Source organism: Atrimonas thermophila (assembly GCF_045864955.1).
Classification (GTDB): Bacteria; Atribacterota; Atribacteria; order Atribacterales; family Thermatribacteraceae; genus Thermatribacter; species Thermatribacter velox.
The window spans coordinates 1996537-2021080 of record NZ_AP028803.1; the positions used below are offsets into that span (position 1 = coordinate 1996537).

The window sequence follows — 24544 nt, forward strand, 5'->3', positions numbered from 1 at the left end:
GCTAAAAAAGGATATCCAGTATAGAACCAAAAAGGCCACCCAGAATACCAAGAAGTCCTGATTTTTGCTTGGGTTTCAAAGTTCCCTCCAGCTTAATAACCACGTCAACCAGCTGAGTTGAGTAAACTGTATTCTGAGCGGATATAAACCTCGGATTTACCACACCCTCAATATGCATTATCTCCCGTTCTTTGTTCAAATAAATTTCTTTACTGCCAGCAATTCTGAGATTTCCATTTTCCAGCACCTCTACCACCTGGCAGGTAATAACCCCGCTCAAGCTCATCTGTCTCTGATTACTCCTCTCTCCCTCGCGAGTGCTTTGTCTTTTAAAAGAAGCAGGTGGCACGAAATCAAAAATTCCTTGCCCTGCTTCCATGGAAATATCCACCGAGCTTCCTCCACTGCTGGTGGCACTGTTTTTCCCTTCTAAATTTTCGGTTATGATGACGGTCAGAATATCCCCCTCTCGAGAAGCCCGGTAATCAGAATAAGGGTCTGCAAACCAAGCATCATCGCTCCACAGTGATTCCGCAAAACCCTGAGGAAGCGCTATCCAAAATACCACGAAAACAGCAACTAACCACCAGAAAAGACGCGCCTTCTTCATTTAACCGCCACCTCTACCATTCTCTCCCCGATAATTCTTCCCTGCACCCGTTTTCTGGAATCCAGGTTTTCGACAATTATAACCTCACCCAGAGCACCATCAGAGCGTGCTTTACCCAAAGCGGTAACCGTTATGCCTCCATTTCTGGCCACCATAGTTACCAGGTCTCCCCGTTGCACCAGTGCCTCTTCCTCGAAGGAAGAAGGAGTAATGAGCTCTCCCTGGTTAATGTTTCTCCTGGCTACCTTACCAACCACTTTAGTTGGATCATCAAGGGCTTTGAAATTTCGGTAATCCAACACTTCCTCAACTACATACACTGAAGAAGCATCTATCACCTCTCCCCTCTTCAGGGTTTCCTTGGCTCGAACCACGTTGCGAAATGCTCGTATTTCCAAACGTAAAGGCAATTTGCTTACTACCTCTCCCTCTGAACTAAGAATGTCCAGCTCGGCGGTGACACTCCCCCAGGGGTTAAAGGAGGTAGGCAAAGAAATGCGATACTCACATCCATCGGGAAGAAAAACCTGCTCTGGAGACGCCAATCTAACTTCAAGTCTTTTTACAAACTCAAAACGTTTTCTGATTTCATCTCCAATTTCCCCCTCAAGCTGCACCACAGAAACCCATTGTCCCTGCAAGCGCACCCTGCACTCCATAGCACCCGAGAAATAAATATAATCAAGCTGCGGTATACCCCGAGCACACAAGTGGTTGTAGATTTCCTGGGCAGTAATTACGCGCTCAGGCTGTGATGGAGAAAGCACACCCAGCTCGGTCAACTCAGCCACTTTTTCTCCCTCAGGGAGTGGATAGGAAATTCGTGCAATATCTCCCAGGGTAATATTTTCCTGATTCAAGCTGACCTGCGGTTCCAGATAAACCTCTAAGGTCAGCCCCCAAAGAGAAACAGGTAAGAAAAAGATTGTAATTATCGCGATTGCTACACTAAAATATCCTTTCCTCATCGCTTCATGTTGTTGGCAATGCTCATCATTTCATCGGCAACGCTTATAGCCTTGGAATTGATCTCATAGGCACGCTGTGCGCTGATCATGCGAACCATTTCTTCCACTACCTGAACATTGGAAGTCTCCAGGAAGCCTTGGGCCAGAGTTCCCAATCCATCGAAACCTGGTGTGCCTACCTGGGGTTCGCCTGAGGCCACAGTAGCAACATACAGGTTGCGCCCAATGCTCTGTAACCCTGCCGGATTGATGAAGCGTGCCAACTCGATAACTCCTAACTCCTGCGGCTCCGTTTCTCCAGCAATCTTTGCCGTTACTGTGCCATCCTGGCCGATAGTGATTGATTCGGCATCTTGGGGTACGGTAATCGGCGGCTCAAGCGGAAACCCATCGCTGGTGACTATTCTTCCCTGGGCATCAAGCTTGAAAGAACCATCTCTGGTGTACCCTATGGTGCCATCAGCAAGTAAAACCTGGAAAAACCCATCGCCTTCGATAGCTATGTCCAGCGGGTTTCCCGTTTCATAGGCATCACCCTGAAAGAAAAGCTTTTGGACTGCTGCTGGGCGAACTCCCAGTCCCACCTCTATTCCAGTAGGTATCTGATTTTCCTGAGTATTGGGAGCACCTTTAACTCTTACCGTTTGATACATGAGATCCTGAAAATCAACCCTGCTTTTTTTGAAACCAGTGGTATTGATGTTAGCCAGGTTATTGGCAATCACATCAATATCCAGTTGTTTGGCCTGCATTCCAGTTGCCGCCGTCCACAGTGCACGCATATTCAAAACCTCCTTTCCTAACACATCTGGGTTTCAAATCTTAAAGACGCGCAATTTCACTGGTCGCCTTTTGGAGAGCTTCATCATGACTCTGAATGGTTTTTTGGACGCTCTCGTACTTCCGCAAAACCTCAATCATGTGTACCATGGCTTCCACGGGGTCCAGATTAGCCCGCTCCAGAGCTCCCTGAACAATCTTAAAATTTTGAGCTGAGTAAGGGGTAATGTCGGTATCTTCGACTATGAAAAGGTTTTGCCCTTTTTTGATAAGTACAGAATAATCATCAAAATCAACTATCCGGAGCCTGTTAACCAGATTACCATCAACTTGCACTTCTCCTCGCTCGTTGATTTCTAAACGCCCGGAGTTACCCACCACAATCTCTCCCTGCTCGCCCATTACCGGGTATCCTTCCCAGGTTACCAGCTTTCCTTCTGGAGAGAGCGTGAAATTACCAGCCCGGGTATACGCTTCCCCCTGGGGAGTCATGACCACGAAAAACCCCCTCCCGTCAATGGCCAGGTCCAGAGGGTTGCTCGTGGTCTCAATGGTACCCTGAGAAAAATCGGTAATTTGCTTGATACCAGAAGCCGTTCCGAAAGTCAGCTTTCCCAGGTAAACTCGTTCTCCATTTGCAAAGCGAAAAAGCTCTTTTTCAAAACCCGAAGTTTCCTGAACTACCAGGTCCTTTTTGAAACCTGGTGTATCAATATTTGCCAGATTATTGGCCCAAACCTGCTGTTCCAGTTCCCTCAGGTTAAAACCTGAAGTCGAAGAGTATACTCCCCGTATCACCCGAAAACCCCCTTCGGAAAATCAACTTTCCAAAGGCTTTTTGATAAAAAAATTTGCCAGAACCACTCTGATAAAGCCAATAAAATTTTTCAACTCGTGGGTTTATCGATTTTCCTTAGGAAGAGAACACAGAAGCACAAAAACTTTGTCGAAGCAAAAATCAGGTGGAATCAAAAAAGGAGCACGATATAAACCAAAAAGGTATCAAAAAAGAGCCTGGCTCAGAGCCAGGCTCTTTACCACTAATTCATACCCACCAGGCAGCCCCTACTTTTTCTTTGAGAACTACTTCCTTCAAGAGTGCAACTGCTTTCTCAAAACCTTCACGACCCGACATCAGCGAATCTTCATGTTCTATGGAAAGCACCCCATCATAACCCACAAGCCGCAAATTGCTGACAAAATCCTTCCAGAAGCCTAAATCATGCCCATAGCCAACGGTACGGAAAATCCAGGAACGGTTAATTTCGTCAGTATAGGGTTTGGTGTCCAGATTTCCATTTACCAGGCTGTTAACCGGGTCAATCTTGGTGTCCTTAGCGTGAACGTGAAAGATTGCATCACCCAGCTTCCGTATGGCAAAAATGGGGTCAATTCCCTGCCAGAAAAGATGACTGGGGTCAAAGTTGGCTCCAATGTTGTCTCCAGCAGCATCACGTAGTCTGAGTAGCGTCTCCGGGTTGTAAACACAGAAACCAGGGTGCATCTCAAGCGCTACCTTTACCCCGTGGTCACGTGCAAACTGGGCCATCTTTTTCCAGTAGGGAATCAATTTTTCTTCCCATTGCCAGCGCACTATTTCCAGAAACTCTGGCGGCCAGGGGCAGGTTACCCAATTGGGATATTTGGCATTCTCAGAATCTCCTGGACAACCAGAAAAAGTAATTACCGTCTGCACACCAAGCTTTTCAGCAAGCAAAATGGTGTTTTCAAACTCTCTGTGATGTCTCTGGGCCACCTCAGGATTGGGGTGAAGCGGGTTCCCATGGCAGCTCAAAGCACTTATTTCGAGACCTCTGGACTCCACCAACTCTTTAAACTTTTTAATCTCGTCTGGGTTTTTAAGCACTTCTTCAGGGTTGCAATGAGCGTTGCTGGGATAACCTCCAGTTCCTATCTCCACTGCTTCAGCACCAACACTTTTCACGTAATCAAGGGCTTTTTCCAGAGGGTCATTCTGAAAAAGTACCAGAAAAACACCGATTTTCATAAAAAACTCCTCCTTCCTATGTTGTAAAGTTTGTCCATCGCTTCGGCAAACGAAAACTCCGTTCTAATAATAGCAAATTTTCCCAAACTCTGGTATATTATTGAAAATCTAAACGGGGGGTGCAGCAATTTTGCTTTTATCGGAAAGAGCTCAGAAAATAAAGCCCTCTGCAACGCTATCCATTTCCGCAAAGGCCAAAGCAATGAAGAAATCGGGTCTGGACGTGATTTCTTTCAGCGCAGGGGAACCAGACTTTGATACACCCCTACCGGTTAAGGAAGCAGCCAAGCAGGCCATCGACCAGGGCTTCACCAAATACACACCAACTTCGGGCATTCCGGAACTAAAAGAAGCAATATGCGAAAAACTGAAAAACGAAAATGGTCTTCACTACACAAAAGAGGAAGTCATCGTCTCCTGCGGTGCAAAACATGTTCTTTTTAACGCTCTGATGACGCTCTGCAACCCGAAAGACAAAGTGCTTCTTCCCAAACCCTATTGGGTCACTTATTATGAGCAAATAGTCCTGGCTGGGGGGAAACCGATACTTCTTGACTGCGACCCAGAAACGCTGCTTGTGCCTCTTGAAGAAGTAGAAAAAAACATATCCGAAAATACCAAACTACTTATCCTTAATAACCCTTCCAACCCATCGGGAGTAGTCTGGTCACAAGAAGCACTCGAGAAAATTGCACAACTGTGCAAAAAACATAACATCTTCGTCATTTCAGACGAAATATACGAACGCCTGGTATACGACGGAGAAAAGGTAAAAAGCATTGCCTCCTTGGAGGGTATGAAAGAGCGTGCTCTGGTGGTGAACGGCGTCTCCAAAGCTTTTTCCATGACTGGATGGCGCATTGGCTACGCAGCAGGCCCCCAGGAAGTTATCCAGGCTATGGGAAGGCTCCAGGACCACTCCACATCCTGTCCCACCTCCATCAGCCAGAAAGCAGCACTGGCAGCCCTTCGCTGTGATGCATCAGTGGTTGAAGAAATGGTAACCGCCTTTGACCAGAGGAGAAAAGTCATGATGCAGTACCTTTCGGAAATACCCGGAGTCCGTTTTCCGGTGCCTCGTGGTGCGTTCTACATATTTGCCGATTTCTCAGCCTACATCGGCAGAAAATTCGAAACAACAACCATAGACTCCTCACTCACTCTGGCAGATCTTTTGCTTGAAAAAGCGCACCTGGCCTGCGTACCGGGAATTGCCTTTGGAATGGAAGGTTTCCTGCGCCTTTCTTATGCCACCTCGCTTGAGAACATCGAGCGAGGTATGGCACGCATGCAGGAATTTTTCAAAAAACTGAATTAGGAGGTGTTCATAGTGCCACATATTTACATCATCGACGTTACCAATCGCGATGGGGTACAGACCGCTCATCTGGGCCTTGCCAAAATAGAAAAGACCATGGTCAATATATTCCTCAACGAAATGGGCGTGTTTCAGAGCGAATTTGGTTTTCCAACCACCCGCCACGAAACTAACTACTTAAATGCCAATCTGGAACTTGCCGAGATGGGTGTCATCCATCCCATTCGTCTCAGTGGCTGGATGCGTGCTATAAAAGCCGACGTGGAATTGGCCTACCAGATGGTCCCTAAGCTCAAATACCTCAACCTTTCCATCTCCACCTCTGACCAAATGCTGGAAGGGAAGTTCCAAGGCAAATATACCCGCGACGACATTGTTAAAATGATGACCGAAGCAGTAGAAAGTGCCAAAGACCATGGAGCACAGGGAATAGGAGTAAACGCCGAAGATGCTTCACGAACCGACCTCGACTATCTGGTCGAGTTTGCACTGGCAGCCAAAGAGGCTGGTGCCGAGCGTTTCCGCTATTGCGACACTCTTGGTTATGACAGCCCCTTCACTATCTATGAGCGTATAAGCTATATCGCCGAACGGGTAAAAATGCCTATCGAGCTTCACTGTCACAATGACCTGGGTATGGCAGTAGCCAATTCAGTTAGTGGAGCTAAAGCAGCGGTTGATGCAGGATGCGATGCCTACATCAATACTACCATTAATGGAGTCGGCGAACGGGCAGGCAACGCTGACTTGGTCTCAGTGCTTCTTGCTATAAAATACGCTAACGGACTTTCTGGAAAATACGAGCTTGATCCCCGCACCAATCTCAAGGCTGCCTGGAAAACCTGTAAATACGCATCCTACGCTTTCAAAGTGCCCATTCCTATCACTCAGCCCGGTATTGGTGCCAACGCTTTTGCCCATGCCTCGGGCATCCATGCTGATGGCGTCTTGAAAGACCGCAAAAATTACGAACTCTATGACTTTGAAGAGCTCGGTCGTGGTGAACCAGAAATCATTGAAACAGGAAGACGAATTGTGGTAGGAGAATACAGCGGCATCAAGGGGTTCCGCAATGTGTACGAAAATCTGGAAGTGGAATTCAAAGACGAAGAGGAAGCCCGGGAAATACTGGAACTGGTGCGCTTTGCCAACGTCGAAAAGCAGAAACCACTCACCGAAGACGAACTCCTGTTCATCGCTCGCTATCCAAAACAGGCCAAACAAATCCTAACTCTGGTACCCTGAAAAACAGGCGGGGATCCCTCCCCGCCCAACCTTTTAAACAAGTAAAGGCGGGTTTCTTTCACTCATCTGCCTGGATTTCTTGCACATTCAAAGATAGCAAAGCGCAAATCTCTCCAGATAAAATAAAAAACCATCAGTCCTAACTTTACCAATGCCACGGTGAGCATTTGAAAATTATTGATTTTTATTTAGAGCCCTGTAATACTTATAAAAGTCCTGCAACACCTCACGAATTCAGAAAGTAAACCTTTTCTCAAAAAACCCATAAAAAAAGCCCCGGGCATACCACCCGGGGCTTTCCCTTGTCAAGCTCTGGTTAGAAGGTTACGTCGAGCTCTGCAGTGATGGTTCCAGCAGTGTCTACGATGCCGCGATCGGTGTCGATTGCAAAGTCATCGGGCCAGTCTTCATCGGCACCCCAAGTCTGGTACTCGTAACCAACGGTCAAAGTGGTGTTGTCAGCCATTGCCCATTCCACTTCTCCGTAGACGCTGACCGGCATAGAAGCAGTCCAGGCGCTGTCGTAACGGCCTTCAATGGTGAGAGTGGTGTTCTCTTCAAGCCACTTGTAAGTCAAGCGACCAACAGCCACCAGCTGAGAAGTTGCCGAGTCGTACTGGACCAGTGCACCCAGGTAGGCATCTTCGTTTTCATCTTCCACTTCCAGGTCGTAGTCTTCATATCCGCCGAATACCACAAAGGATGCAGTGTTCAGGCTGTAGTCAAAGTCAAGCACAAACTGTTCGTTCTCTACAGCATCAGAAGGTACATAGGTGAGCGTAGCACCAATATCGTTAGTGGTAACAGTGCCAGTGGAAATCTGCTGTGCCCAATCGTATTCTGCAGAGAGAGTCCACTTGTCTTCATCTTCGTCGCCGCTCAAGTTGAAGTCGGCTGCAACGCCAAAGCCCATTTCATCGTCGTTGAAATCGCTGGGTGAAGCAGTGGAGCTTGCTGGAGTGAAACCAGCGGTTACATAGTGTGCATCAATGGTGAAGTCCACATCGTCGCTTGCTTTGAACCAGAGCTCACCAACCGCAGCATAGGTTCCAGAAAGTACGCCATAGGCACCTTCCACGGTAAGTTTTACATCCTCTTCGTCGAAATCGGTCCAGGCATCAGCGCTCACGATGAGGTCAGAAGTAGCGTCGAAAATCATGGTGCTTTCTGGAATCAGAGTAACACCAAGACCCACCTGCTCCCATTCAGCACGCAGAGTGTACCAGTCGTTAGGTGCACCAATCAGCTTCCAGACGATGTCGCTATCTTCTGGGGTGTACACTACGTTGAAACCTTCAAAGTCCAGATCGTAATCATCATCGTTGGGCTGATACTCACCAAGTACCAGACCAAGCCCAATTGCATCGAGACCAATATCTCCAAATTTGAGATACCATTCGTCTTTCTGGTACTCAATGTAGAAGTTGTCTGCAGAAACAACTGGAGTGGAGAAAGTATCGTCGATAATAAGCTCAATTCCTGCTGTGGTGTATTCATTAATATCAGCAGCAATGGTCAGTGTGGTTTCATCAGAGAGAGAAACATCGGTTTTGCCTGCTGCTGCATCAGCTGGTGCATAAGCAGTGTACACAACGTCAAACTCTCCGGTAACCTTTACTGGTTCTGCGTATTTCTCAAGGTTAGACACCCGATCCTCAAGAGCCTTAATGGCCTGGCTGTTTTCACCCAGAGCCTTCTTGAGGTCGTCAACGGTGACACCCAGAGACTTCAGCTCATCGGCAAATTCCTGAACCAGTTTCTCGAGCATTGCTACATCGTCCTGAGAAGCAAAACCTGCTTCGTCAACATACTGCTCCATGTAACCGAGAGCACGAGCAATTGCCTGGGCAAACTCATAACGAGTGAGTGCCCGGTTACCACCAAAGGTCCCATCGGGATAACCGATGATAACGCCTTTGGCTGCCAGGCTCTGCACTGCATCATATGCCCAGTGGTTCAAAGGCACATCCACAAAGGGATTTGCCAGTGCCGGAAGGGCAAAGGCAAGCACTAAAACAAGTGCCAATGCGAGCTTCTTCATGGTTCAAACCTCCTTGGTAGTTTCAGGTTTTTTAAGCCTTCTGCCCTGCCAAGGAGAACCGAAGAGTATCCCTGTTTCCTCTTCTCTCCCTTTTGCAGGTGCATCCAGCCGCTTTCAACACCTCTCCTTCCGGGCCTACCAGGAATCCTTTTCACCTCCTTTCATCACCCAGAAAGATGAGGCGCTAAAGCCTAACTCGCTAATAATACTATACGACACTTTATACAATTTGACTACACCCTGCAAAAAATTTTTTATAAAATTTTGCCTTCCCAAGCCTTTCTGTTTCGTCATTGGTTCAGGAGCCGGGGCGATCCTCGACCTCGAAACCTGGGGTCGCCATGGTCTCCTCATCCAGATAAAAGTCTTTATCAAAAGCAACGCTACCAATAACCAAAGGAACCGGCAATTCCACTGCCTCACAGCGCAAAAAAGAAGAGCGGAACCAGTCGGCATCAGCTGGAAGCGGGGGTTCAAAGTCCAGGAGCCGTAGCATCATGGTACGCTCATAATAAGTGCGATCGAACTGGTTATCCCGGTCTGGATAGGAACTGAAGCGACGTAGAATATCAGTAATAGCAAAATTCATCTCAAGCAACATCTTCTCCACCAGATACCACTTTTTCCAGGAAGATTCAATGGTGGTTAACCCAAAATAGAGAGCTCCTCCTTTTTTGAGGCTTTGCGCTCCCCGAGAAAGGGTAACTTTCAATCCTTTTTCACTCTCTACAGGATCAGTTATAAATACGTCGAAAGCATGTTCTTCTAAAGGATACGCATCACAAGCATTGTAAGTGCGTGCTTCCAGCGGAAACTGTTTTTCCCGAGCTCTTTTTTGGATAAAAGAAACCAGGCGCTCATCCACCTCAAGAACGGTGACTTTTTTAGGGAAACCAGTGGCACACAGAGCAAGGCTGAAAAGGTCGTCGTCGCCCAGGATGAGTATTTCCTGACCTTCCAGGTCGCCCCGCTCATACATGAAAGCCAACCTGGCAAAAATGTCCTCATGGGTCATAAAACCCTGGTCAAAGTCAAGGTTGGGCAGGGGCCTCCCATCAACCAGCTTTGCATACTCCGCAAAGGCTTCCCGAAAAGCGTAGGGGTTGTATCCTCCACGACAACTGGGACAGGTTACACTCTTGTAAGGTTTCAAGGCGGCATACTTCGCTCTACCTTTTTCAGAAAGGGTAAATTTCCCATCTACCACGCAAACCAGTTCTTCCTGGAGAAGCCTCTTGAGCCGCTCTGCAAAACCCTTGATGTGCTCATCCTGCTCATCAAGTAATCTCCAGAAGCTTTTGGGACCTTCTTTAAGCGAGCGCAGAATTTGTGCTTCGTAACGGTTCACGAGTATCACTCCTTCTCACTAACAGGATAGTTCGCTTTCAATCCACTGGTTTGCCAGTACACTGTGATTTTTTTCATTGTAACCTGCTTTATAAAAATTTGCAATTTTGTAACTCATCAACTCATTCCCAAGGTGTATAATAGACAAAATTAAAATTATCGATGGTAAGGAGTGATTGACGTGGACCGCTACATCTGCAAAATTTGCGGATACATCTATGACCCTGAAAAGGGAGACCCTGACTCCAACGTAGCTCCAGGAACCCCTTTCTCTGAGCTTCCTGAAGACTGGGTATGTCCGGTATGTGGTGCAGGTAAAGACCAGTTTGAAAAGGCCTGAAGAATTGACCAGAAAATTATTCACCATACTGATTATCTTGCAAACACTGGTATTCCTGGTTGCAGCTGGTTGTCAGAGCCCTGCAACTCTGGGTCAGCCAGACATTGTGGGGCTCATCGAAGACTTTCAGGAAGGCGGAGATGCATATCACTGCTCAATACTTGTCGAAGAAGAAGCAGGCAATAACCCTCAGCATGGCCTGGCCTGGGTCAGAATAACCGAAAACACAGTAATTATCCGAAACGGCGCAGAAGTGGAGGAAACAACCTGCTTATTCCTTGAAGAGGGAATGCGGGTTCGAGTGTGGTTTGAAGGTCCAGTTATGGAGTCTTACCCGGTGCAAGGTTATGCAAAGCGGGTGGAAATAATGGAATAACCTCCCTTACGTTACAGCAAAGAGCTTTTTTTGTTCCTTTTTTCTTGATACATTTTTTGGTCGGCTTCGTAAAGAGCCTCTTCCAGAGACACCGTTTCATAAAGAGGATTGAAAATGTAGACCCCGAAGCTGCAATCCACAGGGAAAGGAAGTGAGTCATTCCAGATTTTCAATCTTTCTCTAATTCGCTTAATCACTTCCTCGGCTTCTCTCTGGCCAGTCTCAGGCAGTATCAAAAGAAACTCGTCTCCTCCAATGCGCAGGACATAATCTCCTTTACGCACACTTTCTCTGAAAATCTGCCCCAAACCCTTTAAAATTAAATCTCCTGCCTGATGCGAAAAGCGGTCGTTAATTTCTTTCAGACCATCCAGGTCCGCCAGGATGAAGGCGACTGTCGATTTCTGACTTACAAGTTTCTGGAAAATATTGGGAAATCTTTGCTCCAGAAAGTAGCGGTTCAAAAGACCGGTCAAGGGATCTATCTCTTTTTCTCTTTCTAAGGCGAGATTTTCCCAGCGAAAGGAAAGAGTAATTATTACCCACCCGGCAAGCCACAGAAAACCTTCGAGCACAGTATCAAAAAACTCGGGCTCTGAAGTGAACTCGTCAAGAAGATCTATAGTATTGGCAAAAAGAAAAGTAAGCCATCCCCAGAAAAGTAGCAAACTCCACTTGCGAGGGAAAATTAGAAAAGATAGAAAAATTGCTCCCCAAATGGATGCTTCCATCACAATATCTTCCACATCCCAGTCCGAAGGAGACTTCACCGGAAAAGCAACCAACCAGGCAATCACCAACCCCACAAGGATTAAAAATGACCACCACCAAAACCTTTTGGAAAGCAACACCATCCCTCCTTGGACACTTTTTCACCTAAGCTGCAGCATCCTCTCAATGCTTTGTGAAGCCTTCTCGATAATTTCTTGAGAAAGAGTAATTTCGTGTTTTTCCTCTTCAAGGGCCTGGAGCACATCTTCCAGAGTGGTTAGCTTCATGTTCTCACACACCGCACCTTCGAAAGCAGGGTAAAAACCTTTCTGAAGATTTTCTTTGCGCAATCTGTGGAGAATCCCTACTTCGGTGGCGACAATAAATTCTTTTAAAGAAGAGCGAGCCACATACCGGCACATTCCTTCTGTAGAGAGCACCTGATTGGCAAGCTCCAGAACTTCCGGGCGGCACTCAGGATGCGCCAGTACTTCAGCCTGAGGGTGCTCCTTTTTCGCTTTCTCAACGTGCTGAGGGAGTATCTTAACATGCACCGGGCAATACCCATCCCAGAGTATAAACTTACGCCCCGTCTTGCGAGCAACATAAGAGCCCAGATATTTATCAGGAACAAAAATTATCTCCTCTGCTGCTTGTAGACCTTTCTCCACCACCAGGGGAGCATTCGCTGAAGTACAGCACAGGTCGCACTCTGCTTTAACTTCAGCAGAAGTGTTCACGTAACAGAGAACTTTCGCCGCGGGGTGTTTTTCTTTAAGCCGGAGCAGGCTTTCCCTGTCAATCATATCTGCCATAGGACATCCTGCTTCCCGGCGGGGAAGCAAGACTTTTTTGTGAGGAGAAATGATTTTCGCTGTTTCTGCCATAAAGCGAACCCCGCAAAAAACGATAATATCGGCCGGGGTATCTTTGGCTTGAATACTCAAGCCCAGGGAATCACCTGTAAAATCAGCAATGTCTTGCACTTCAGGAAGCTGATAATTATGAGCAAGTATTACAGCGTTCTTCTTTATCTTGAGTTCTTGAATTTTTTGGATTATCTTTTCCATTGCGAATAACCTCCTCTATAATCCCTCCTCCAAGCACCAAATCTCCTTCATAAAACACCACTGACTGTCCCGGGGCAACCATCTCAACCGGTTCCGTAAATAGCACCTCTATGGTATCACTTTTCAAAGATTTTATCCGACAGGCTTTCTCAGGATGGGTGTAACGAATTTTTGCCATAGCCCGCTCAGGTATTTCAGTAACAAACCAGTTGAGTGCTCTGGCTACAAGACCTGCAGCCCGCAATGCTTCCCTCCGACCTACTACAACTTGATTGCGCTGGGGAACAATATCCACCACATAAAGCCTTTCCGTTGAGCTTACACCCAGGCCTCTCCGCTGACCAATGGTATAAAAGGGTATACCCCGGTGCTTACCCAGAACTTTGCCCTCGAGATCGACGATAGGACCAGGACGTGCCACAATAGCTTCACGAACCATACTCTGATACTCTCCAAAACATATATCCTGACTCTGTGGTTTGTGAGCAACCGGCAAAAAGTGCTTTGCGGCAATACAACGCACTTCCTCCTTGGTAAAGTCAGCCAGCGGAAAAACCAGATAGGGCAGGGATTCCCGCTGCAAATAATAGAGAAAATAAGTCTGGTCTTTTGTGCGGTCTCGAGGCTTAGCTAAAAACAGATTTCCTTTCTCTTCCACCAACCTCGCATAGTGACCTGTAGCCAGCGCGTCAAAGCCCATTTCCAGAGCCCACTCCAGAAGTTTACCAAATTTGATGAAGCGATTACACATGATACAAGGGTTAGGAGTGCGCCCTCTGCGGTATTCTTCAAGAAAGGGTGCAATCACTCTTTCTCTAAAAAGCAAAGAGAAATCCAGAACCATATGCGGAATTCCCAAATGTTTACAAACTCTTGCGGCATCTTCTATTGCCCCATCATCAAGGGGTCTTAATTGGCTCTCCTTAAGAGAGCGAAGACGCAGAGTAACTCCTGTTACCTGGTAGCCCTGCTTTTTAAGTAAAAGAGCAGCTACCGAAGAATCCACACCGCCACTCATGGCTACCAAAACTTTCTTTCCAGGCTCAACACCAGAAAACATTGAATATTCCCCAGCTTACCAGATGGAAAGATAGCGTTCTCCGGTATCCGGAATAATAACCACGATCAACTTGTCCTTGTTTTCTTCTCGAGCAGCAACCTCTCGAGCAGCCCAGACATTAGCTCCACTCGATATTCCGGCCAGAATGCCTTCCTCTCGGGCTAAAAGGTGAGACATGGAAAAAGCGTCCTCATCTTCTACAGTAATAATTTCATCAATGAGCTCCAAACGCAAAACCTCAGGGACAAAACCAGCACCTATACCCTGAATTTTATGGCTTCCCGGCTTGCCTCCAGAAAGTACCGCCGAGCGCTTTGGCTCCACAGCCACCGCTTTAAGGGAGGGCTTTTTGTTTTTCAAAACCTCGGCTACACCGGTTATGGTGCCTCCGGTACCTACTCCAGCAACAACTATATCCACCATTCCTTCCGTGTCTTCCCATATTTCAAGTGCTGTAGTCTCCCTGTGAATACGCGGATTGGCCGGGTTTTTGAACTGTTGTGGCATGAATGCTCTCGGTGTACTGTGCAGAATTTCCTCAGCCCTTCTTACCGCACCTTTCATACCTTCTTCTGCAGGAGTCAACACTACTTCCGCACCAAACCGGGAAAGAATCTTTCTTCTCTCTATCGAAACACTTTCAGGCATGGTCAAAATAAGGCGGTAACCCCTTTGTGCACACACAAAGGCCAGAGCGATTCCCGTGTTGCCACTGGTGGGTTCCACGATAACCGTATCTTTAGAAATAAGCCCCTTGCGCTCGGCATCTTCAATCATGGAAACAGCAATGCGGTCCTTAACGCTTCCGCAGGGATTGAAAAACTCCAGCTTGGCAACCAATTTCCCAGGTAAACCTCGCCCAATTTTAGAAAGGTAAACAAGCGGCGTATTGCCAATGAGTCTGGTAATATCCTGAGCAATTTTCACGTTTTTCCCTCCAATCAAAACTTACCTGTAACTCAAATGCGATAAGTAGCAATAACTTCATCCGAAAGAGCAGAAACACGAAGCGAAAATTCGCCCTCATCGGAAAGGACATTTATACGAAGAGCTTTTCCTTTTTGATCGCAGTAACGAGCAACCAAAGCAGCTGCTTGCTGTACATCACCTGATTTTGGTTCTCCCCTACCTAAACCGACTGGACCCTTGCTTCCTCGCGGTAAAAACAAAAAGTCTCCCTCCTCATAGAAACTCATAATCCTCTGATTTTCTTTCTGGTTCCTGCCCACAACCAGCCTGAATGTATCACTCATTGCAAAATGCCTTCCCAGCTTCAAAAGCTCCACGTCCTGAAAGCTAAAGAAAGTCTTTTCCTGCATTAGCCTTCTAAGACGAGCACAAAAAACAGCATCCGTTAACAAACATCCTCCTGCTGGAGAGGAAAAATCTTCTACCCCCCACTCTTCAGCCAGTTTAAATTGGACTTTCCTGCTTCGACCATAAATATCCAAGAGTTTTTCTCGGTCCACCAAACCCTCCCGCTCAGGAATGGTAGGAGGTAAAAGCTTTGCTGAAAGCGGCCGAAGTAGTAAACCTTCAAGACCGCTATCTCTTTCAATAACCCGTAAAGACCAGAAAAGCTGTGATTTAGGCCTCTGTCCTACCACCTCTCCAGTGAAAACAAAAGAAGCACCAACTTTTTCCATTATCTTCCTGGCTTCCCGTAGCATAAAAATTTTGCAGTCGATGCAGGGATTGCAATTCTTTCCATATCCGTAAACTGGGTTGCGAACGATTTCCAGATACTCCTCGGGCAACTCCACTTCCAGGACTTCAAAGCCAAATTTCAAAGCGTTTTTCAGAACATGAGTACTTTTCTTCCAGAAAGGGCTCAAAAAATGAACGCCCACAACTTTTATGCCCTGTCTGGCAACCAGTAAAGCTGCAAGAGTACTATCCAATCCTCCTGAAAAAAGACCAACCGCTTTGCGCATCTTTGTTTCCTCAAATGCTGTAGGTGGGAGTATTCTTTTTCTGAAGATACCTCTCTACCAAATCCTGAAGAGTGGTAGAAAAGAGTTTTTCTCTAATGCTTTCCTCAAGTTCACCCCATAAATCCCGGGTGACACAATGCTTCGACCGCTCACAAAGAGAGGGATTGTGCACACAATCAACCAGGTCCAGTCCCCCTTCTAAGACTTCTACAATTTCTCCTAAAGCGATCTCCCTGGGTGAGCGAGCCAGTGTATAACCACCCTTTGAGCCCCTTAAAGATACAATCAGCGAACTGCTGCGGAGCGGAATCACCAGTTGACTAAGGTACTTTTCGGATACTCCCTCTTCTCGGGCAATATCCCGTAAAAAGACTGGACCCTTACCGTAGTTGAGAGCCAGTCTTAGCATTAACCTTGCACCGTATCGCGAACGAGTAGAAAGTTTAATGGTCATTCCCCCCAATACTACCAATTTAATAGATTTAGTGGTATTATATGGTATATCCAGAATTTGTCAAGTAAGTGCACCAAGCACAAACCACAGGGCGGTGGCTAAAATGCGTCAAATAGGTCTGGTAATCAAGACGGAAGGTAACAGGGCCTGGGTTAAAATGCAAAAAGGGGCCTCTTGTGGTGAAGAGCATTGCCCGCTTAGTTCATCGTTGATTGATGACTCCCAAGACGACTTCTACACCGTGTGCGCCATTAACTCAGTTGGAGCCAAAAGCGGAGACCAGGTAATGGTGGAGGTAGAAGATCTTTTCCTTTTGCGCACAGCGTTCATGATATACATATTGCCAATTCTTGCCGGAATACTCAGCTATGCTTTGCTGAATTATTTTTTGAAGATACCTTCACTCACTTACACAGGAACCTTTCTAAGCGTGGGAATAATAGCAATACTCCTTAAAAGAGCGGACAGGAAACTCAACTTCCCTTACCGTATAGTAGAGCTGGGCACTGCATCAGTATGCACTTCCTGCCCGCTTAAAAACCGTAATGAGCAGCAAAAACTAAAGCCGTGAAGCAACTCGCTCTCCACGAGCAAGACCAGATATAGCCTGCATATCCTCTTCGGTAAGCTGGAAATCAAAAATTTCCAGGTTCTCCTTCTGGTGTTCCAGGCTCGCTGCCTTGGGAATAGCCACCACCATTTTTTGCTGAATCAACCACCGTAAAACCACCTGAGCCGGGGTCTTACCGTATTTGGCAGCAATGTCCCTGATAAGCGGTTCCCTTACCGCTCTACCCCGAGCCAGAGGACAGTAAGCGGTAAGCGCAATGCGGTGGTTCTGGCAGTAAGTAAGCAGCTCCTTTTGAGAAAGCAAAGGATGATATTCTACCTGGTCATTCACAACTGGATAAGGTGAAATACTGATTGCCTTTTCAAGTAAGTCTATTTCAAAATTACTTACTCCTATGTGGCGAATCTTACCCTGCTCTTTAGCCTCCGCCATCGCCTGCAAAGTTTCCTCAAGAGGCACTTCCGAATTTGGCCAGTGAATGAGGTACAGGTCGAGGTAGTCAGTCTGGAGTTTTTCCAAGCTCCTATCCAGAGCTTTCAGAACTTCCGCATAGCGAAGGTGCGTATACCATACTTTGCTGGTCAAGAATATCTCTTCACGGGCAATACCTGACCTGCGAAGGGCTTTGCCAATAAATTCCTCATTATCGTAAAATTCGGCAGTATCTATATGGCGATACCCGAGTTCCAGAGCTTGCAATACTGCTTTTTCACACTGCACACCTCGCAAATCCCAGGTACCCAGCCCGATAACTGGCATTTTGCCTTCAGGTAATTGAATGTATTCCATAACCGGCACCTTCCTTTCTCAAGCCAGAGCAGCAATCCTCTCCTCCCGCTCTTTAAGAATTTTCTCTATTTCAGAAACGGTGGCTTCATCCAGTTCCCAATCGCCAGCAAGAGCAGTTTCGGCAATTTGCTCCGGACTCCTTGCTCCGACTATTGCCGCAGTAACCTCTCCACGACGTAAAACCCAGGCAATTGCAAGATGAGAAAGGGTTCTACCATGTTTCTCAGCGATTTTCCGAAGCTTTTCTACACACTCCATATTAATGCTGAGCTGAGGCTCCTGAAACATAGGGTCGTTACGACGATGATCGTCAGGCGGGAGTTTGCTCACCCATTCAGGATTTACTTTCCCAGTCAAAAGGCCCTTTTGCATGGGGCTGTAAACAATAACTCCGATATCGTTGGAAGCACAGAAAGGAAGAATTTCCTTTTCTATTTCTCTGCGGAACATACTGTAGGGAGGCTGGAGCGAAGCTATAGGACGAATTTTTTGGACCCGCTGCATTTGAGAAACGCTAAAATTGGAAACCCCACCGTAGCGAACTTTTCCTTCTTCAATAAGTTCGGATATTGCCTCCCAACCTTCCTCGATTTGCTCATCGGGAATGGGCCAGTGAATTTGGTAAAGATCGATAACCTCTACCTGGAGGCGTTTCAAGCTGTTTTCGGCTTCCCTCTTCACGCTTTCCTTTTTCAAACAGTTTATAATTTCACCTTTTTCATTCCAGGTAAGACCACACTTGGTAGCAATTATCGGTTTTTGAGACAAACTCTTTATGGCTTTCCCCACCACTTCTTCAGAATGACCCAGACCGTAAACTGCTGCTGTATCGATCCAGTTAATTCCTGCATCCAGTGCTTTCCAGATAGTTTTTATAGAAGCTTCGTCATCCTGAGGACCCCAGCCAAACTTCCAGCCACCCCCACCTATCGCCCAGGTCCCAAGACCAATGACACTCAGCTCAAGGTCTGTCCACCCCAGCTTCCTGGTTCGCATTCACAATGCCTCCTTTCTGGTCTAAAGCTCACTTTGAGAATAGCACATCTTGTCAAGAAGCAGGAGTTTCAGAAGTTTTTGAGGCATCTTCTTCCTGGGTAGGAGATGCCGAACTCTGAAGGAAAGTAGTACGCTCGTCAAAACTTAAACCGAGTTTGGTAAAAAAGCGGGCTAAAGACACGTTGTAATCATAAATAGACTGAAGATAAGAAATTTCCGCCTGGTAGAGGTTGTATTGCGCTTCCAGCAAGTCCAGAGTGGTTATTGCTCCATTTTCGAAACGAGCCTGGGCAATATTCAGGTTTTCTCTGGCTACCTGCAATGCTTTCTCCCGGAGGGGAACCTGTTCTTCAGCGTTTTTCAAAGTGAAATAGGCCTCTCTAATTTCAAGCTCTATACTTTCCCGGGTTTTGGCAAGTTGTATTGAACGTTGCTCTTTTTCAAGCTGAGCAGCTTCTTTATCAAGAGAGGGAGTATAAGGGGTGTTACTCACCTCGACTTTCTTCTCTGCCAGCTTGAGGTTATCTTCGGCCTGTTGAATTTCCAGACGATGAGAAAGAGCATAATTCAGAGACTTTTCAAAATCTATTTCCACGGGGGAAAAACTGAGAGCACTGGTTAATTCAAAACGCGTCCCCGGATTAACGGCAATAAGGCTGTTCAAATTTTGCCAGGCCAGCTCCAGGTCGCGTGAAGCGTTATTGATTTCTTGTTCGGCTTGTTCTGCTTCCAGCTGAGCCTGCAAGAGGTCTATTTCAGCTACCATTCCCAGCGAAAAACGAATTTGAATATCGTCGAGCTGCTTTTTAGCCCTCTCTGCACCACTTTGAGCCAAACGCAAGGCCTGTTCTGCTCTCAAAACGTTGTAATAAGCCTCTTCAATGGAAAGTGCCAGCTCACTCAGGTTAATTTCTACTTCCCTTTGTGCCCACTTCCAGGAATTTTCGGCTGACAATTTGGAAATCACGGAAGGATTCAATAAGAGATCAGCCATAGCTTTCTGGTACTCATTATGGGCAACCTGTAGTTGAACACGGTAGAGCGCAGCATCTTTACCCTCCTCAAGCCCTTTCTTGATAGCGTCTTCAAGAGAAAGCGAGGACAGTTTTTCCTGCGCACCAGCCAGAGAAAAAAACAATATCCCCAAAACCAGCAAGCTTGTAACAAATAGAACTTTCTTCAAGCTTTCCAACCTCCTCCTTCAAATTTTTTAGCGAGCAAGCTTAAGCTGCTCCATAACATGCACTATATCCAGAGGCTTTTCGCTCTGAGCCAAAAGTTGAATCCAGTTCAAAAAATAATCGACTTTGTTTTTCTGATAATCACTCTGCGCTCCCGCAAGCTGTACCTCCCCCTGAAGAAGCTCCCGATCAGTTATGGCACCAAGTTCGAACTGCTTCTTAAGAATCTGATAGGTACCTTCGGCGTTCTCCAACGAAATCCTGGAAAGAAGGAACTCATTCTCAGCCTGAACGAAGCTCTGGTATTGGGTATCCACCGTAAGTAAAGCTTCTTTCTCCCACACCTCGAGATTTCTCTCCAGCATACCCAGGTTAAGACGAACTTGTTCTTCCTTTTTCTCAACCACACCACCATCAAAAAGAGGAAAGGAAAATTCAACTCCAATCGTCCAGCTTCCGTCTTCACTCAAAGAAGTACCGCTTCCTACCCCCTGAAAAAAATTCTGCACGCTGGAGCCAAGTTGCAGTTGATACTCCAGAGTCCAATCAGGCCAGTTTAAAGAAGCATTAAAACCGGCGTTTTCTCCTTGATAGTCAGCAAAAAGAGAAATGCCCACCTTCTTTTGTTTGGCAAGCTCCTCAAGCTCTATCTGATAAGATTCCTTTTCCCGAAGCAACGACTTCTTCTCAGGACTGACCTCAAGCTTTGAGTCAATCACCTCCTCAAGCTCAGGATGAGGAAGGGCCTCAAAATCTGGCAAAGGAGCAAGCTGAAAAGACGCATTGAGAGGGTTACCCAGTAACAAGTTAAGTTCCTGAGTAAGCGAAGCAATATATTTTTCCTGCTGAACAAGAAGAGCCTCTTTTTCTTTCACCTCTTTTTCAAGTTCCAGTAAAGAAGAAAGGGAAGCATTGCCCTGTTCAAAGCGCAGTTTCCCATCCTCATAAAGTTTCCGCGCCAGTTCCAGGTTCTTCTGAATAACTCGCAGATCTTCCTGCGCTTGAAGAAGCGAGCAGTACTTGGAGATGGTTTGAAGCTTCGCTTCCTCCTGGGCTTTGATAAGATCGTCCTGTGCACCTTGCAAAGCAAGCTGAGCCAGGCGTTCTTCCTTTGAAGCTTTCTTAAGGTAGATGGTATCGCTCATGGTCAGAGCGATGTTGCTTTGAGTATCTCCATACAAAGGAACAAAACCCTCTATATTCACCATAGGAGAAAAGTCAGTAGATTTGCTAATTTCCAAATCCAGCTGGGCGATCTGGTACCTATCCTGAGCGTTAAGCACTTCTTTGGTATGTAAAACCGCTTTATTAACCGCTTCTTCAAGAGTGAGCAATTCTTGAGACCAGGAAAAGCAAGAGATAGATAAAATTGATATTCCGGAAAACAAAGCTATCCAAAAAGCTTTTTTCAAGCCAAACATTCTTCAGGCCTCCTTACTCATAGCGTAAAGCAGCTATAGGATTAAGCTTACTCGCCCTTCTTGCCGGATAAATACCAAAGAAAAGCCCTACCCCAGCTGAAATGGAAAGAGCAAGCAAAGCCACGCTCAGAGAAACCTGAGGCTGAAACTGGGAAAAACGAGAGGTAAAATCCGCTCCCAGCAAACCCAGGAGAACGCCTATGCCACCTCCCAGAAAACTCAAAATCGAGGATTCTATAACAAACTGCAGCAGAATATCCGCAGGTTTAGCTCCTATGGCCTTGCGCAGGCCAATTTCCCTGGTCCGCTCGGTTACCGATACCAGCATGATATTCATGATGCCAATACCCCCCACGAGAAGCGAAATGCCAGCAATGGCACCCAGAAAGAGAGTTATGGTTCCGGTAACCTGCTGAATGGTTTCCAGAATATCCTGCTGGTTGAGAATGGAAAACTTATCAGGGTCTTCAAGCTTGCGAGTGAAAAATCCCTCCAGAAACTGAGCTACCAAGTCCAGGTCTTCTTCACTTCTTGCTTTAGCAGTAATCAACTGAATATCCCGGGAACCAGTTAGTCTGGTCTGAGCGGTGGTGAGGGGTATCATTACCTGATTACCGTAATCCTGGCCCATCAGTTTCTTTTCGCCAGTAACTCCTATCACCTCAAAAATAACCCTGCCTATGCGTATTTTTTTGCCCAAGGGGTTCTCGCTACCAAAAAGTTCTTCTGCCATGGTTTTACCCAGTACTGCCACTCGGCTTCTCTCTATTAGTTCTCTTTCATTAAAAAACCTGCCCCGTTCAATTTGAAAGTTATACACTTCGGGATAACCAGTGGTAGTGCAGACCACCCTGCCCCGGGTACTCGTTCCTTTATAGGTTATGACCAGATTCGTGGTATTCTGAGCAACCAAATATTCAATCTGGGGGATTTTTCTGGCTTCCAGTTCCTTAAATTCTTGCCAGTCGATCAGCTTCTCTCCCGGGCGGGCAAAGGGCATGCCGGGGCGCTGCCGTACCGTGCCGGGAACAACTGTTACCTGGTTAGAACCCAGAGCACCAATCTGAGCAATAATCTGTTCCCGCATTCCCTCGCCAAGCCCCAGCATGGCTACAACCGCAGCCACACCGATAACCACTCCCAGCATGGTCAAAAAGGAACGCAACTTATTGGAGAGAATACTTAAAATAGCCGTCCGCAAACTTTCAGAGAGATTCAAAGGAGTTCCTTGACCCCCTTTTCTTTGAAAAGTTCTTCCCCCGACTCGCTCAGGCGGATATTAGCCTGGATGGGATTATCCACTTCTTCGTTTTTAAAGAGCTTACCATCCAAAAAGTGCAGAATACGCCTTGCATGCAGGGCAATGTCCCGCTCATGAGTTACCAGTACAATGGTTCTACCTTCCTGATTAAGCTTTTGTAAAATGGCCATTATCTCTTCACTGGAGCGAGAATCCAGATTACCGGTGGGCTCATCAGCAAGTATTAGAGAAGGATTGTTGACCAGAGCCCGGGCAATAGCTACCCGTTGTGCTTGACCACCTGATAGCTGATTGGGACGATGATCCATGCGGTCGCCAAGCCCTACCGCTTGAAGCACTTCCTCTACACGTTTTCTGCGTTCCCTGCGTGGCACTCCAGCATAAATAAGGGGAAGCTCGACATTTTGGAAAGCGGTGTAGCGCGGTAGCAGGTTAAAGTTCTGAAAAACAAAACCTATTTTTTGATTCCTCACCCGAGCCAGCGCATTTTCCTTCAACCTCGAAACATCCTTCCCTTCTAAGAAATAGGCCCCACTGGTTGGTGTATCCAGGCAGCCCAGAATATTCAGTAGGGTAGACTTTCCAGAACCCGAAGGACCCATCACAGCCACGAATTCTCCTCTCTCAATGGTAAAACTCACACCCCGCAAGGCAGGGACTTCTACCGAACCCGTACGGTAAATCTTGACCAGATCTTCTACCCTGATAAGAACCTCACTACCTGGTTTACCCATATTCTACCTCCCTGGTGGAGGGCCTCCGATGAACATCCGAGGTCTCTCTCCACCTGCGCTCGGGCTAACCATTCCAGAAACTCCCAGTAAGACCTCATCTCCTTCCTGCAAGCCCTCGACTATCTCTACCCGGGATTCGTTTTGTAAGCCCACCTTAACCTTCCTGGGTTGAGGCTTCCCATCTTCGCCCATCACAAAAACCAGATATTCACCATCTCTTTCTTCCACCGCTTCAGTCGGCAAAAGCAGAGTGTCTTGGTGCGCCTCGATAATAATATCTGCCTCAACAGTCATCCCTGAAAAAAGCAGGCCCTCGGGATTGGGTATCTTAATCTTCACCGGATAAGTAACCACGTTTTCCTGAACCACCCCATTCAAACCAATTTCAGTAACCTCTCCCCAAAAGGTTTGGTCAGGAAAAGCATCAACTGAAATACGCACTTTTTGGCCAATTTTCACCTTAGGAATATCTACTTCGTTAATGTAGGTTACCGCCCGCATCAGGGAAACGTTACCCAAAACCATGAGCACCGTTTCATCAGTTGCTCTTTCTCCTTCTTCTATCTCAATGGAGAGAATTGTGCTCTCAATGGGCGCTACCACAGTAGCATCCTGGATATCTTTTTCGATAACCTCGATATCGGTTTGGATTTGTTCCAGTTGAGATTGCAATATGGCAATGTCTTCAGGAGAAGTACCCTCCCTGATATCCGCAAGCTCGGCCTTGGCTACCTCCAGATTGGCTTCGGCAAGCCGAAGGTTACGCTCGCTCTCTTTCAAGGTCTCCAGAGAAATGGCACCAGTGTCAAACAACTTTTGATTCTTCTCGTAAGTATCTTTTGCTTCCTCGTAAGCGACCAGAGCCTGTTGATAGGCGGCTTCTGCTTGCTTCAATTCTACTTCTTCGGGTTTTTTAAGTGCTTTTTCCAACTCGGCCTGCGCGGCTTTGTACTGAGCCTGCGCTTTCTTCAAAGAAATTTCCAAATCTGAAGTGTCAAAAACCAGCAGCGGGTCGCCTTTTTTAACCCTCTGACCCACTTCAACCAGAATCTGGGCTACCTCACCACCTGTCTCAGGTGTCAGCTCTATTTCATCCCAGGGTTCCAGAGTACCCAATTCTGAAACCACTTCTTCAATGGAACCCCGTTCCACTTTCACGGTAGGCAATTCCTGGCTCACAACCTCCGGACTTTCCTTATCTTTCAAAAAGCGGAAGGTGATAAGGAGAATCGCCAGAATAATCACTGTAATGATAATAGGAACCTTAACTTTTTTTGACATCAAGAATGCCTCCCACCTTGTTTCCTTGCTACCTGCAATTTTCGCTTT

25 protein-coding genes are annotated in these 24544 nt (G+C 46.7%); 5 read left to right on the top strand and 20 right to left on the bottom strand.

Going from position 1 to position 24544, the window contains the following annotated elements; translation table 11 throughout:
• Position 1 precedes the first annotated feature (1 nt).
• The 5 genes from ACKTT1_RS10380 to ACKTT1_RS10400 form a co-directional block, all read right to left on the bottom strand.
• Positions 2-610 carry a flagellar basal body L-ring protein FlgH gene (locus ACKTT1_RS10380; protein WP_412709506.1) on the bottom strand — a complete coding sequence of 203 codons (609 nt, stop codon included), beginning with the start codon at positions 608-610 and terminating at the stop codon, positions 2-4.
• The gene (gene flgA, locus ACKTT1_RS10385; protein ID WP_412709507.1) at positions 607-1578 is read right to left on the bottom strand and encodes a flagellar basal body P-ring formation chaperone FlgA; all 972 of its coding nucleotides are present in this window, start codon (positions 1576-1578) and stop codon (positions 607-609) included. Before flgA ends, ACKTT1_RS10380 begins: the two co-directional genes overlap by 4 nt.
• Complete coding sequence (gene flgG / locus ACKTT1_RS10390; protein WP_412709508.1) at positions 1575-2360, bottom strand: flagellar basal-body rod protein FlgG; 786 nt, start codon at positions 2358-2360, stop codon at positions 1575-1577. Before flgG ends, flgA begins: the two co-directional genes overlap by 4 nt.
• Before the next feature lie 40 nt (positions 2361-2400).
• On the bottom strand, positions 2401-3156 hold the full coding sequence (flgF, locus tag ACKTT1_RS10395) for a flagellar basal-body rod protein FlgF (protein ID WP_412709509.1): 756 nt from the start codon (positions 3154-3156) through the stop codon (positions 2401-2403).
• A gap of 247 nt (positions 3157-3403) precedes the next feature.
• On the bottom strand, positions 3404-4366 hold the full coding sequence (locus ACKTT1_RS10400) for a sugar phosphate isomerase/epimerase family protein (RefSeq protein WP_412709510.1): 963 nt from the start codon (positions 4364-4366) through the stop codon (positions 3404-3406).
• A gap of 130 nt (positions 4367-4496) precedes the next feature.
• Here ACKTT1_RS10400 and ACKTT1_RS10405 point away from each other — a divergent pair, with 130 nt between their 5' ends.
• The gene (locus tag ACKTT1_RS10405) at positions 4497-5684 is read left to right on the top strand and encodes a pyridoxal phosphate-dependent aminotransferase (protein WP_412709511.1); all 1188 of its coding nucleotides are present in this window, start codon (positions 4497-4499) and stop codon (positions 5682-5684) included.
• A 12-nt stretch (positions 5685-5696) separates the two neighbouring features.
• Positions 5697-6929 (top strand): homocitrate synthase, encoded by a 1233-nt coding sequence (locus tag ACKTT1_RS10410; RefSeq protein WP_412709512.1) that lies wholly within the window; start codon positions 5697-5699, stop codon positions 6927-6929.
• Between the two features lie 316 nt (positions 6930-7245).
• On the opposite strand, the gene ACKTT1_RS10415 is transcribed toward ACKTT1_RS10410, so the two are convergent.
• A complete protein-coding gene (locus ACKTT1_RS10415; protein ID WP_412709513.1) occupies positions 7246-8970 on the bottom strand; it encodes an S-layer homology domain-containing protein in 1725 nt (574 codons plus the stop codon).
• A 298-nt stretch (positions 8971-9268) separates the two neighbouring features.
• Positions 9269-10318 carry a bis-aminopropyl spermidine synthase family protein gene (locus ACKTT1_RS10420; RefSeq protein ID WP_412709514.1) on the bottom strand — a complete coding sequence of 350 codons (1050 nt, stop codon included), beginning with the start codon at positions 10316-10318 and terminating at the stop codon, positions 9269-9271.
• A gap of 180 nt (positions 10319-10498) precedes the next feature.
• On the opposite strand from ACKTT1_RS10420, the gene rd reads away from it, so the two are divergent.
• Positions 10499-10657 (top strand): rubredoxin, encoded by a 159-nt coding sequence (gene rd / locus ACKTT1_RS10425; RefSeq protein WP_369018413.1) that lies wholly within the window; start codon positions 10499-10501, stop codon positions 10655-10657.
• Between the two features lie 4 nt (positions 10658-10661).
• Positions 10662-11033 carry a DUF3221 domain-containing protein gene (locus ACKTT1_RS10430; protein WP_412709515.1) on the top strand — a complete coding sequence of 124 codons (372 nt, stop codon included), beginning with the start codon at positions 10662-10664 and terminating at the stop codon, positions 11031-11033.
• Positions 11034-11044: 11 nt separating this feature from the next.
• Here the strand turns inward: ACKTT1_RS10430 and ACKTT1_RS10435 are convergent, their stop codons facing one another.
• Genes ACKTT1_RS10435 through ACKTT1_RS10460 form a run of 6 tightly spaced genes read right to left on the bottom strand, consistent with a single transcriptional unit; the run spans position 11045 to position 16262 of the window.
• Positions 11045-11881 (bottom strand): GGDEF domain-containing protein, encoded by an 837-nt coding sequence (locus tag ACKTT1_RS10435; protein WP_412709516.1) that lies wholly within the window; start codon positions 11879-11881, stop codon positions 11045-11047.
• Positions 11882-11905: 24 nt separating this feature from the next.
• On the bottom strand, positions 11906-12814 hold the full coding sequence (gene nadA / locus ACKTT1_RS10440; protein WP_412709517.1) for a quinolinate synthase NadA: 909 nt from the start codon (positions 12812-12814) through the stop codon (positions 11906-11908).
• The gene (mnmA, locus tag ACKTT1_RS10445; RefSeq protein ID WP_412709518.1) at positions 12747-13874 is read right to left on the bottom strand and encodes a tRNA 2-thiouridine(34) synthase MnmA; all 1128 of its coding nucleotides are present in this window, start codon (positions 13872-13874) and stop codon (positions 12747-12749) included. Before mnmA ends, nadA begins: the two co-directional genes overlap by 68 nt.
• 15 nt (positions 13875-13889) lie before the next feature.
• Positions 13890-14801, bottom strand: coding sequence for a cysteine synthase A (gene cysK / locus ACKTT1_RS10450; RefSeq protein ID WP_412709519.1), 912 nt, complete (start codon positions 14799-14801; stop codon positions 13890-13892).
• Between the two features lie 32 nt (positions 14802-14833).
• A complete protein-coding gene (locus tag ACKTT1_RS10455) occupies positions 14834-15808 on the bottom strand; it encodes a tRNA 4-thiouridine(8) synthase ThiI (RefSeq protein WP_412709520.1) in 975 nt (324 codons plus the stop codon).
• A 10-nt stretch (positions 15809-15818) separates the two neighbouring features.
• Positions 15819-16262 (bottom strand): RrF2 family transcriptional regulator, encoded by a 444-nt coding sequence (locus ACKTT1_RS10460; protein ID WP_412709521.1) that lies wholly within the window; start codon positions 16260-16262, stop codon positions 15819-15821.
• Positions 16263-16365: 103 nt separating this feature from the next.
• Between ACKTT1_RS10460 and ACKTT1_RS10465 the strand changes: the two genes are divergently transcribed.
• A complete protein-coding gene (locus tag ACKTT1_RS10465) occupies positions 16366-16833 on the top strand; it encodes a SoxR reducing system RseC family protein (protein WP_412709522.1) in 468 nt (155 codons plus the stop codon).
• Here ACKTT1_RS10465 and ACKTT1_RS10470 read toward each other — a convergent pair.
• Genes ACKTT1_RS10470 through ACKTT1_RS10500 form a run of 7 tightly spaced genes read right to left on the bottom strand, consistent with a single transcriptional unit; the run spans position 16822 to position 24496 of the window.
• A complete protein-coding gene (locus ACKTT1_RS10470) occupies positions 16822-17622 on the bottom strand; it encodes an aldo/keto reductase (RefSeq protein ID WP_412709523.1) in 801 nt (266 codons plus the stop codon). The genes ACKTT1_RS10465 and ACKTT1_RS10470 overlap by 12 nt on opposite strands.
• 18 nt (positions 17623-17640) lie before the next feature.
• Positions 17641-18618 (bottom strand): aldo/keto reductase, encoded by a 978-nt coding sequence (locus ACKTT1_RS10475; RefSeq protein ID WP_412709524.1) that lies wholly within the window; start codon positions 18616-18618, stop codon positions 17641-17643.
• A gap of 52 nt (positions 18619-18670) precedes the next feature.
• Positions 18671-19801, bottom strand: a complete 1131-nt coding sequence (locus ACKTT1_RS10480; protein ID WP_412709525.1) for a TolC family protein — start codon at positions 19799-19801, stop codon at positions 18671-18673.
• Positions 19802-19828: 27 nt separating this feature from the next.
• Positions 19829-21220 carry a TolC family protein gene (locus ACKTT1_RS10485; RefSeq protein WP_412709526.1) on the bottom strand — a complete coding sequence of 464 codons (1392 nt, stop codon included), beginning with the start codon at positions 21218-21220 and terminating at the stop codon, positions 19829-19831.
• A 13-nt stretch (positions 21221-21233) separates the two neighbouring features.
• A complete protein-coding gene (locus ACKTT1_RS10490; RefSeq protein WP_412709527.1) occupies positions 21234-22439 on the bottom strand; it encodes an ABC transporter permease in 1206 nt (401 codons plus the stop codon).
• Positions 22436-23215, bottom strand: a complete 780-nt coding sequence (locus ACKTT1_RS10495) for an ABC transporter ATP-binding protein (RefSeq protein ID WP_412709528.1) — start codon at positions 23213-23215, stop codon at positions 22436-22438. Before ACKTT1_RS10495 ends, ACKTT1_RS10490 begins: the two co-directional genes overlap by 4 nt.
• Positions 23216-23218: 3 nt before the next feature.
• A complete protein-coding gene (locus ACKTT1_RS10500) occupies positions 23219-24496 on the bottom strand; it encodes an efflux RND transporter periplasmic adaptor subunit (RefSeq protein WP_412709529.1) in 1278 nt (425 codons plus the stop codon).
• Between the last annotated feature and the right edge of the window lie 48 nt (positions 24497-24544).